This window comes from Methanomicrobiales archaeon (assembly GCA_030019205.1).
GTDB lineage: Archaea > Halobacteriota > Methanomicrobia > Methanomicrobiales > JACTUA01 > JASEFH01.
Map to the genome: position 1 here is coordinate 52,200 of JASEFH010000015.1, position 11,258 is coordinate 63,457.

General features: G+C 62.9%; 7 protein-coding genes and 1 tRNA gene. All 8 read left to right on the plus strand.

Annotated features, from left to right (window positions below; all coding sequences use genetic code 11):
- Window positions 1-156 precede the first annotated feature (156 nt).
- Window positions 157-1,464 (plus strand): HEAT repeat domain-containing protein, encoded by a 1,308-nt coding sequence (locus QMC96_09080; protein ID MDI6876908.1) that lies wholly within the window; start codon window positions 157-159, stop codon window positions 1,462-1,464.
- A gap of 132 nt (window positions 1,465-1,596) precedes the next feature.
- Window positions 1,597-2,328, plus strand: a complete 732-nt coding sequence (locus tag QMC96_09085; protein ID MDI6876909.1) for a DUF432 domain-containing protein — start codon at window positions 1,597-1,599, stop codon at window positions 2,326-2,328.
- Window positions 2,325-3,182, plus strand: coding sequence for a mechanosensitive ion channel family protein (locus tag QMC96_09090; protein ID MDI6876910.1), 858 nt, complete (start codon window positions 2,325-2,327; stop codon window positions 3,180-3,182). The genes QMC96_09085 and QMC96_09090 overlap by 4 nt, the downstream gene beginning before the upstream one ends.
- A 22-nt stretch (window positions 3,183-3,204) precedes the next feature.
- Window positions 3,205-3,789 (plus strand): HEAT repeat domain-containing protein, encoded by a 585-nt coding sequence (locus QMC96_09095; protein ID MDI6876911.1) that lies wholly within the window; start codon window positions 3,205-3,207, stop codon window positions 3,787-3,789.
- Between the two features lie 997 nt (window positions 3,790-4,786).
- Window positions 4,787-8,674, plus strand: coding sequence for a DNA-directed DNA polymerase II large subunit (locus QMC96_09100; protein ID MDI6876912.1), 3,888 nt, complete (start codon window positions 4,787-4,789; stop codon window positions 8,672-8,674).
- Window positions 8,675-8,916: 242 nt separating this feature from the next.
- Window positions 8,917-9,001: transfer RNA gene (locus QMC96_09105), tRNA-Leu, on the plus strand.
- Window positions 9,002-9,403: 402 nt separating this feature from the next.
- A complete protein-coding gene (locus QMC96_09110; GenBank protein MDI6876913.1) occupies window positions 9,404-9,640 on the plus strand; it encodes a nicotinamide mononucleotide transporter in 237 nt (78 codons plus the stop codon).
- A gap of 1,431 nt (window positions 9,641-11,071) precedes the next feature.
- The coding region (locus QMC96_09115) for a winged helix-turn-helix domain-containing protein (GenBank protein MDI6876914.1) at window positions 11,072-11,258 on the plus strand (187 nt) is incomplete at its 3' end.

Sequence of the window (11,258 nt, forward strand, 5' to 3'; positions counted from 1 at the left end):
CCCATGAATCCCCTCCACAGGGCAATAGGTTTCGCAGGGCGATAAGGTGTTGGATTCCCGCCGGGTACCCCCGGTCCGGTCAATCCCTCTCTACCCCCCGGCGCCGGTTCGCCGCCGTGCGGAGACCATGCATACAATAATGCTTCGGGACAACGGATGATGAATACCGATAGCATGGCCGATCTCAGCGCGTACAAAATCCCCATTCTTGTCCTGGCGATTGCCGTCTCACTACTCCTCGAGGTCTTCGTGCACTACGGCCTGGGTATCAACATCATCTTCACGCACTTCTTCTACGTGGTCTTGGTGCTGGCGGGGCTCTGGTATTACCGCAGGGCGGTCTACCTCGCCATCGCCCTGGGCTCCATCCACATCCTGATCGAATACCTGACCAACGGCGCCATCAGCTCGGACGTGCTCATTCGCCCGGCCATGTTCATTGCCGTAGCCTTCGTGGTCGGGTATCTGGCAGAGAACATGGCAGAGGAGCAGAACACCCTGATTCGAACGGTCGTCGACAAAACGCTGAAGTTCCGCCAATCAGCGGCGATCCGAAGCGGCGAGGAGGGAGATGTCCGCAACCACCCTGAGATCACAGCACGGATCCGCTCCCTGCGCAGGGAGCGGAGTCATGCCGACCTGGTTCGCGGGCTGAAGAGCAGCAACCCCGACATCCGCAATACGGCTGCGGAACGGCTGGGGGAGCTGGGTGATCCGCAGGCCGTGAACCTCCTTGCCGAAGCCCTGGACGATCCCGATCCGGGGGTCCGCTGGAAGGCGGCTGAAGCCCTGGGAAAACTCGGAGCCCCGGCGGTGGATCCTCTCCTGATCGCCCTGAGGGGCGGCGACGTCGATGTGCGGTGGAAGGCGGCCGTCGCCCTGGGGGATATCGGAGATCCGCGGGCGATCGCCCCCCTTGCGGATCTGCTGGACGACGAGGACAGGTATGTGCGCACACGGGCCGCCGACGCCCTCGGGCGGATCGGCGGCCCGTCCGAACAGGTGCTGATCCACCTCCTCGCGAGGGGAGGGAAGCTGGAGCGTTGCGGGGCGGCGCTCGGCCTGGGGAAGATCGGCGATCCGGCAGCCGTCGAGGCCCTTCTCGCCGCTCTGGGGGATGCGGATCCCGATGTGCGGGACGCAGCGGTCCGCGCCTTCGGGGAGATCGGTGAACCGGCTGTTGCGCCCCTCATCGGACTGTTGAGAAGTGCGCCGGGGGACATCCGCAGGGAGGCGGTGCGGTCGCTCGTGCAGATCGGGGATCCGGCCGTGGATCGCCTGATCCAGGCTCTGAAAGAGACCGATGCTGCGACACGGGAGGAGGCGTTCCGGGCGCTCGCCGAGATGGAGAACCGCAGGGCGATCGAGGCGCTCCTGTTCGCCCTCACCGAGGAGGACAGCGAGCTCCAGCGGGCAGCCCGCAATGCCCTGATCGGCATCAAGAGGAGCCGCAGGATCTCCTGATCGGTCCCCGCCATCGCCCCGTGCCTCATCCGTGGGCGGCCGTGAACGAGCGATCTCCTCACCGTTTCTGCGATTTTATCCGCAGGAGTTCGTATACGTAGTTTTATTCCGTTCCGATGCCCACCGGTGTACGTGTTCGGGGTCTACAACTCCACATTTTCCCATGAGAGCGGCGTCCTGAAGCTGAAGATCGAGCGGGATGGCGGCGTGATCCGCTACAGACGGGAGTCCCGCGAGGGTCAGGTGGAGAAACTGCTCGCCTCGCTCTCGGGGAGCGTGATTATCAGCCCCGTCGAACCCGTCAACCTCCCTACAGAGGTAGCGAAATATCTTCAGATCGAGTTTCCTCCGCTGATCATCGGTCCGAAGGAGTCGCAGACTGTATACCTCACGTTCCCCCTGGAGATCGGGGTCTTCCTGGCAACCCGGGACTCCCATGAGGTGATCGATGTCTTCTCCTACGAACGGGCCAAGTACACCCTCTACGGTTCGCCGAGATCGGGTGTCATCTGCCGCTGGCATGCGAGCCGGATCCATACGGAGGTGCCCAAGGCCGATCCGCTCCGTGAAGGCGTGCTGGAGCTGCACGTCTCCAACGAGGCGGAGACCTGGGCGGAAGTAGCCTGTGCGGTCTTCACCGCCTTCGGTATCCGGCTCTACTACGACGGTCGGTTCGTCTCCATGGTCGCAAGGATGACGATTCTCTCGAGACTTGTCGCGGAGACGGTTTCTCTCGACCGTCCGCTCTGTCCCGGCATGACCAAGGGGATCGAGCTCTACCGCGAGCGGACCATGCTGCCCGGCATGGAGCGGATCCCCGGCATGGAGAAGGACAAGTTCCTGATGGAGTGGGGCCTGAAATGATCCTGGATGCCGTTGTGTACGGCGATATCACCGTCGGGGATGTCCTGTATGTGGCCGCGATCATCGTCGCCGCACTGATCGTCTCCCGGATCATCACGCTGAACCTGCGGCGGGCGTTGAGCCCCCGGCTGCGAAAGGCTGAGCTGGATATCCTCCTCCGGGCGATCTACTACGGCATCCTCGTCCTTGCCGTGATTGTCGCACTCCCCGCCCTCAATATCGAGCTCTCGGGGCTGCTGGTCGCCGGGGGTATCGTCGGTCTGGTCATCGGTTTTGCCAGCCAGAGCGTGGTCGGCAACCTGGTCTCGGGCATCTTCCTCCTCGTGGAGCACCCGATCGTGATCGGGGACGAGATCGGGATCGGGGATGTACAGGGGACGGTCGAGGATATCCGTTTCCTCTCCACCATCGTGCGCACCTACGACGGCGTTAACGTGCGGATGCCGAACGAGAAGGTCTTCACCTCGAATATCACCAACCTTGTGGCGAATCCTGCGCGGCGGATCGAGTACACTGTCAGGATCAGCTACGCCAGCGACATCCAGAGGGCAGTGCAGGTGATTGCAGGCGTTCTGGAGGAGTATCCGCTGGTGCTGAAGCGCCCATCGCCGGACGTCTTCGTCCAGAAACTCGGGGACAGCTCCGTGGAGATCGTGGTGCGGTTCTGGGCACCGACCCGGGTGTTCTTCGGGGTCCGCAAAGAGATGCTCCAGAGAATCAAGTTCGCGCTGGATGCAAACGGAATCGAGATCCCGTTCCCGCAGCGGGTGGTCTGGTTCCGCAACTCCCCGAATCCCGCCGCTTCAGGGCCGCAGGAGCCGGATCTCACGGGCAGAACCGGGGATTATAAATGATTGCGCGGTTACAGATCGGAGGATGAACGAGATGAAGGAGAGGCCACGCCCCACTGCCGTTGACCTCGCGGCAAGCCCGGACCCGCAGGAGCTGATCGACGCGTTGCAGAGGGACGACCTGGACGTGCGGAGGACCTCCGAGCGGAGGCTCGCCGAGCTGGGAGCGGCGGCGATCCCGCCTCTCATCGAGGCGCTCAGGCGCGAGCGGAACCGGGAGGTTCTCTGGTACCTCGCCCGCGCGCTGGCCCGCATCGGGGAGCCCGCGGTGAAGCCTCTCATGGATGTGCTGTCAGCCGAGAGAGATGTCACGGTGCGCAGGTATGCCGCCGCTTCCCTGGCCACTATCGGGCGGGTAGCGGTCCCGCCCCTGGTCGGTGCGCTCACCTCCCCCGACAGGGAGGTGCGGCGGTTCGCCAGTACAGCCCTCATCACCATGGGCGAGCCGGCAGTGGAGCCGATCATCGAGATGATCAAGGAGAGCGATCCCGAAGTGCAGAGGATCCTGGAGCTGATCCTGATGCGGATCGACGATGCCGGACAGAGGGCGCTCGAGTCCCTGTACAGCATGGACTTCAGCCGGCGGCAGGAGGAGAGGAGAGGCGGCTAGGCGAGCGCCGCCCGCGTAAGGCCTCTCGAGAATGCCATTTTATGCCTGCTGCCCGACGGGCAGCAAGCCCCTCCGATCCGGAGAGCGATACCCGAGGTCAGCGTCGCAGGGGACCCGGCCCCGTTTCCTGCATCCCGCCCCTCCATCGCGATTCGATCGCTTCCGACAGGCAGACGTCCCCGCACCATCGCCGCCAGAGGGGGAATTTCACCTCCGGGAATGCAGATTCCCGTGCCGTATGCGATGGCGATAGCATCGCATGATACACCGAGGGGGTCACCCGCGGAATTGTTCCAATCCCGCGGCAGGACAGACTATCAGGGTCTCCTGATCCGGCTCCTGCGGGGCACGACCACGGTTGGAACGGAATGTGCTCTATTCTGGAGGACTGCAGATTCGTTGATCGATCCATCGACCACTGCCCGATCTACCGCATCGGAGGGGGCGCAATCCCCGTTCCCCCACCCCTGCTGGTACGTCATATTCCGGCAGGGAAGTGACTATCCTGTGTCCAACGATAAATGAACAAATCCCATCTCCGTGTCGGCCGGCAACGGTCCCACCTGTCCTTCCGCCCATCCAGCATCCGCTCCCGCTGGCGATGCGATCGCAATCGTAGGGAGAAGGGGATGAGCTTTATATTCATCACCTTGCCCGTGTCGTCCCATGAGAGAAGATGCCATGGGGGCAGTGCCATCCCCAGCGCAGGTTGCGCCACGGTCTCTCCTGCGATGCGGCGATCCGTTCCCCTCGTCTCCTGTGCGCGGGACGAGCTCGGCAACAGGATGGGGAGCTTCTCCCCCTCCCTGGTGCCATCCGCCGGGATGCATCCCCCTCGCCGTTAGATTCGAGCCGGAATTCGGCATGCACCTGTCACCCCCCGCAACTCTTATCCCCTCCCTCTGCCATCCCCACTTCAGTCAAACCGGCTGCATGGCATCGTCCGCGCTGCCTCGAACCAGCAGGCACAAATCCCGCCATGACCATTGTGATCCGTATGGAGGTCTCACCCGCTGCCCGCATGTACTTCGAGAGGCTGGAGTCTGCCCTGAACGCCGCCATTGCCGTGGCAAAGGAGGCCCGCACCCGCGGACTCGATCCCCGGACGGAGGTCGAGGTGCCCGTCGCCAACGATATCGCGGACCGGGTGGAGGCGCTGCTGGGCATCCCGGGCGTGGCAGAGAGCATCCGCCAGCGCGAACGGCAGGGGCTCTCCCGCGAGGAGGTGGCGCTCGCCGCGAGCGACGACTTCATCCAGCGGAAGTACGGGGAGCGGAGCCGGGAGGAGATCCTGGAGCACGCCATCCGCACCGCGATGGCGCTTCTGACAGAAGGTGTGGTCGCGGCGCCCACCGAGGGGATCGCCAAGGTGGGCATCGGCAAGAACGACGACGGTTCGGAGTACCTGAAGATCTACTACGCCGGGCCGATCAGAAGCGCCGGCGGGACTGCCCAGGCGCTCTCGGTGCTGGTGGGCGACTACGTCCGCCGCGCCATCGGGATCGACCGCTACAAGCCTCACCCGGACGAGGTGGAGCGCTACATCGAGGAGATCCGTCAGTACAATTCCCGTCAGAGCCTCCAGTACATGCCGAACGACGACGAGATCCGTCTCATCGTCAACAACTGCCCGGTCTGCATCGACGGCGAGGCCACGGAGGACGAGGAGGTGAGCGGCTACCGCAACCTGCCCCGGGTCGAGACCAATGCGATCCGGGGAGGCATGGCGCTCGTCCTGGCCGAAGGGCTCGCTCTCAAGGCCCCCAAGGTGCAGAAGTACACAAGGAAGCTGAACATGGACGGCTGGGACTGGCTGGACAGGCTGGCGGGCGCCGGTAAGAAGGGCGGCGACGAGGGCGGCGGCATCAAGCCCCGTGACAAGTACCTCCGCGATCTCATCGGCGGACGCCCGGTCTTCGCCCACCCCATGCGCAGGGGCGGATTCCGCCTCCGCTACGGACGCTCCCGCAACAGCGGTTTCGCGGCCGCGGGGCTGAACCCCGCCACGATGATCCTCCTGGGGCGGTTCCTCGCCGTGGGAACCCAGATGAAGGTGGAGCGGCCGGGGAAGGCGGCCGGCATCGTCCCGGTGGACTCGATCCAGGGGCCGACAGTGCGGCTCAAGGGCGGCAGCGTGCTGCGGATCGATCACGCGGCCCTCGCCGAGGAGCTCTACGATCAGGTGGAGTCGATCCTGGACGTGGGCGAGATCCTGATCAGCTACGGGGAGTTCCTGGAGAACAACCATCCCCTCGTGCCCTCCGCCTACTGCGAGGAGTGGTGGCAGCAGGAAGGGGGTGCCGGGCATCCTGCCGACGAGCTGGAGGCGATCGAGCTCGCCCTCGGCGGCGCATACCTGCACCCGGACTATACCTACCTCTGGGACGATGTGGCGCCGGAGGCGATCCTCCGCCTGTCCGAGTTCGTATCGCAGCGGGGAGCGATCCGCGACGGGGCGCTCGTCCTCCCGTTGGACCCGGAGCAGAAACGGGTGCTCGAGGACCTGCTCGTCCCGCATGCGGTGCAGGGGGATACGATCGTGCTGCGGGAGCACCTGGTCCTCCTCGCCTGCCTGGGGCTCACCCTGCAACTCACACGGCGGGACACCGGCGAGGCGCCGCCGGGAGACGGTCTCGCCCTGGCGATGCACCTCTCCGGCCTGCGGATGCGGTCGCGGGCCGGCACACGGATCGGCGGGAGGATGGGGCGGCCGGGGAAGTCCAAGCCCCGCGAGATGAGTCCGCCGCCGCACTCTCTCTTCCCGCTGGGAGATGCCGGGGGGTCCCGCCGGTCGTTCCAGGAGGCGTCCTCGAAGAAGATCCGCACCCGCAAGGACGCCGGATTCGCCGAGATCAACGGGATGATCGAGATCGAGGTGGGCGAACGGCGCTGTACTGCCTGCGGAAAGACGACCTTCAAGAACCGCTGCGACTGCGGAGGCCACACGCTCCCGGTCTTCCGCTGCACCCGCTGCAGCCAGGAGACGAGCCAGCCCCTCTGCCCCCGCTGCAGTGTGCCGACGGTCTGCGCGCAGAAAGAGAGAGGCGGCAGCAAGGTTCAGATAAACGTGAAAGAGGAGTACGCCGCGGCGCTGGAGAGGCTCGGCATGCGGGACGGGGATATCGCGCTCCTGAAGGGTGTCAGGGGCGTGATCTCCCGCGAGAAGGCGGTGGAGCCGATCGAGAAGGGGATCCTGCGGGCGAAGAGTGAACTCTTCGTCTTCAAGGACGGCACCATCCGCTACGACATGATCGATCTCCCGCTCACCCATTTCCGCCCGGCGGAGGTGGGCGTGACCGTGGAGAGGCTGCGGGAGCTCGGCTACGAGCGGGACTGCAAGGGGCAGGAGCTCGTGGACGACCGGCAGGTGCTCGAGCTCCGCACCCAGGACATCCTCATCTCCGAGAAGTGCGCCGAGTACCTGGTGAAGGTCGCCCGGTTCATGGACGAGCTACTGGAGAAGGTATACGGTCTGCCGCCCTTCTACAACGTCCGCACGAGAGACGACCTCGTCGGGCATCTCCTGGTGGGGCTCGCCCCCCATACCAGCGCCGGCGTGCTCGCGCGGCTGGTGGGCTTCTCGCGGGCGAACGTCGGCTACGCCCACCCCTTCTTCCACGCGGCGAAGCGCCGCAACTGCTTCTTCGGCGATACGGTGGTCCCGGTCTTCGACGGCAAGCAGTGGATCGACCTGCCGATCCGCCAGCTGGTCCTGGAGAACTTCGATGTAAGCCGCCCGGAACTCGACCGCCTGGGCACCTACGCCTCCCCGCCGCATCGCCTGATGTACGTGCGGGCGGTCGACTCCCAGGGGACCATGCACCTGCGCCGCATCACATCGGTCTCCATCCACAAGGCCCCTCGCGACCTGATCCGCTTCCGTACGGCGCGGGGTAACGAGCTCGTCGTCACCCCGGACCACACGATGCTGGTCTGGGACGTGAACTACCTCCGCAGGGCGATGGCGATGGAGGTGAAGGCGGGCGACAGCGTCCCGGCCTTCAGCGGGGGCGGGGTGATCTCGGACCGCATCGTGGAGAGGGAGATCGTCCCCACCGCCGACCTTTCCGTCTACTGCGTGACGGTGGACAAAGACCACACCCTGGTCGCCAACGGCATCTTCTGCGGGCAGTGCGACGGGGACGAGGACTGCGTGATGCTCCTCCTTGACTGCCTGATCAACTTCTCCCGCTCCTACCTCCCCGAGAACCGCGGCGGCACGATGGATGCCCCGCTGATGATTGCCAGCCGGATCGACCCCTCCGAGATCGACAAGGAGAGCCACAACGTGGACGTCTGCGCCCGCTACCCCCTGGAGCTCTACACGGCGGCGCTGACCTACACCCATCCCCGCGAACTGGAGAAGGAGATCGACCGCGTCGAACGCCGCCTGGGCACGCCGGCTGCCATCGAGGGGTTCCTCTTCACGCACGACACGAGCGACATCTCCGCGGGACCGCTCGAGTCCACCTACACCACGCTCACCACCATGCAGGAGAAGCTCGACGCCGAACTGGCGCTGGCGGAGAAGATCCGGGCCGTGGACGTGGACGACGTCGCGGAGCGGGTTCTGCACACCCATTTCCTCCGCGACCTCGTCGGCAACCTGCGGGCCTTCACCGCCCAGTCCGTCCGCTGCACCAAGTGCAACAGCAAGTACCGCCGCGTGCCCCTGGCGGGCAAGTGCATCCGCTGCGGAGGGAACATCATCCCCACGGTCCACGAGGCCTCGGTGAAGAAGTACCTGGAGGTCTCCCGCCGCCTCTGCGATACCTACAACGTTTCGAACTACACCAAACAGAGGATCGACCTGCTGGAGCGGGCCATCCTCTCCACCTTCGGCATCCCCAGGGAGCAGCAGCTGGGGCTCGCGGACTTCCTGTGACCGCGGAGATCGGCAGCACGCCGGTTCGGCTCATGAGAGCAAAAATGAATCATGACACCAGAACGCCGGCTCTCCCTGACAGCAGCCCGCGTTTTTAAAGGGCGATATGCCCCTGCCGAACGGGCCAATACATTCTTGATGCTGCAGTACATAATTAGCTACCGCATCCGTTGCCGGGGATCCAGGGGCGAGAGGCACTCTGGTACCGGTGTCCGGATGACGGCATGTGTTCTATCTCCTGTGCGAGGGTATCTAAGCCAGGCCAACAGAGACGGACTCAAGATCCGTTCCCGAAGGGGTTCGCGGGTTCAAATCCCTCCCCTCGCATCTCTTGTAAGGATTATTGGAGGATTATTGGCAAGAAGAATGGCATCCCAATATCGCCTGCGAGGAGGGTAGATCTGTCAAGTTCGCAGATGCCCATAAGGATTCGAATGGTCAGAATCCATCGATGCCGAACATCTCACACTGATGCGGCCGAACCATGAAAGGATCGCGAACATCCTGTAGCGCGAACGGGTGCGGGATGCTACGGATGTGATGTACCAATATGTACAGGCATCAGAAGGCGAAGATGCCGGAATGGCAGAAAAACAAACGGGTACCCTCTACACCGTGAAGATGGCCAGAGGATCCGTTTCTCCCAGGAAGACCGTGCTTGGATGAAGACCGTCGGTCGAGTGAATGGAGAATAGAAGCGGGCTGATCTGACGGGAGCGGTGAGAGTGGATGATCGATTGGCTCTGGCTGGTAACCCTGGCGTCCCTGATCGGGACGGTTGCCAACATCTACAAGAAGGCCTGGGGATTTCTTCTCTGGCTGTTCACGAGCGCCACCTGGACGGTGGTCGATTACAGGATGGGTAACTACCCGCAGGCGGCCCTCTTCTTCGTCTACATGCTGCTGTCCGTATGGGGGTTGTGGAAGTGGCGTACGGAGACGCAGGATGGAGAGGCGGGGATGTAGGCAAGGCGAAACAATGCCCCATATATCGTCTGCGACGTCGCCTGATAGCGGTCAGGTGAAGTCGAGTGTCGGGCCCCTCCCGACCTGCGACTCCAGCCTGATGTATAATGGATGGGAGAGGATGGAAGCGAAATCCCCTGCGGGCAACGCTCCCATCGATGTCGTTACAGTCAGGGATAGCCGAAGAATGGGTAATAGTCTATGCTTATTGTAATGGCCCCGTTACACCTCATATCCCTTCCCCAATAGGCAATTATCGAAGCGGGTAATTGTTCCATAGGGACTAAAGATTTCAGGATTATTGTTAACGATGTACTCAACCTGTCAGCTGCCTGGCAATTCTCAGCCGAGCAAATCCATGGAAGAAACGGGGCCAACTGAAAACAGTTCCCTGGTATTCCTGTCATACTCCTTTCAGGGGTGAACGTGTTCGAGATTCAATCTCGGTTCAATCGATATCAGGATGCAGTTGCTCCAGGCACACCGCAAAGGCAGGATCGCCCACCTGATGGTCGAGGGGGGTGAAGCGACTGCATGACGATAACGAGCCGTCAGACTGCAGGGTACACGAGATGGATATACTGGTGAATGGACATCTGAATAGATGATCTTGAGCGAAAAGGATAGCGGAGCGTTGTGAAATTCAAATCTCTCGCATGCTCGTTTCACAGCGAACTGTTCGGGCATTCGTTTTGAGAACAATTCAGGATCCCTTTCGAGAACCCCCACCTTCTTCCGCCCTGCATGAGAACTATTCCTGTCGAGCTCCTCATCGCGCTCTCTCGTATTCTCCGGGGAAGGGCCACTCCCACCCCTTCGTGCGATAGAGAGGCTTCTACCTGATATTCACTGTCCGGCATGGGTCGATGGCGCCATCTCCATCTCCGAGGGGGAGGGGGCGGACCTGCAGGGGCTGCGGGGAGGAAAGGAGCATTCCGATCGTCGAGAGGTATCCGCGGGAGATGTGCAAAAATACGCCGAAGAGCTTCTCTACAGAGCCGATATTCTGGGTCTTCGCATACCTTCGGAGACCGCTCAATTTCGTATTCAGGTTTGAGGAGATCCAGGATATCCTTTCCCCAGCGAAGGCAATGCGCCAGCTCTTGTGTCTATTAGATGACTGTGCTCCACGTATTCTCCTCTTCTTGCCACCCCACGATGCAGTGCAGCCTTGTATTGACCGCCCTCGTCGTCTTCCGTTCTCCCGGAGGCTGGCTGAAGCGTGCAGATCTCCGTACGGATGCAGCTCATCTCCGCCACCGCATCCGTTGCGACGGGCTGGACCATGGTCCGGTCCACAAGAAACAGGAACTGTCCAGGAGAGAGCGGTTGCACCGCTGGCTCCCTCTGTCCCGCACGATATCTCCGGTTCTGGATCGGGCAATCCCTTTTGCAAAAGTTTATCATCGTATATAAAGTTGAATACCTGTCATGCAGCACGAGCCGGAGACCGCCGCCCGGATCCTCAAAGCCCTCAAGTACCGCTCCCGCGGGATGACGATTGCCGACATCGCCAAGACAACCGGGATCAGCCGCAATACCGCTGCCCGCCAGCTGGAGCTCTTGCGGGTGAACGGCCAGGTGGAGTTGAAAGCGTTCGGCTCCGCGAAAGTCTACT

Coding starts and splice junctions, on each gene's coding strand:
- QMC96_09080 (MDI6876908.1), top strand. CDS start 157: ATGATGAATACCGATAGCATGGCCGATCTCAGCGCGTACAAAATCCCC.
- QMC96_09090 (MDI6876910.1), top strand. CDS start 2,325: ATGATCCTGGATGCCGTTGTGTACGGCGATATCACCGTCGGGGATGTC.
- QMC96_09095 (MDI6876911.1), top strand. CDS start 3,205: ATGAACGAGATGAAGGAGAGGCCACGCCCCACTGCCGTTGACCTCGCG.
- QMC96_09100 (MDI6876912.1), top strand. CDS start 4,787: ATGGAGGTCTCACCCGCTGCCCGCATGTACTTCGAGAGGCTGGAGTCT.
- QMC96_09110 (MDI6876913.1), top strand. CDS start 9,404: ATGATCGATTGGCTCTGGCTGGTAACCCTGGCGTCCCTGATCGGGACG.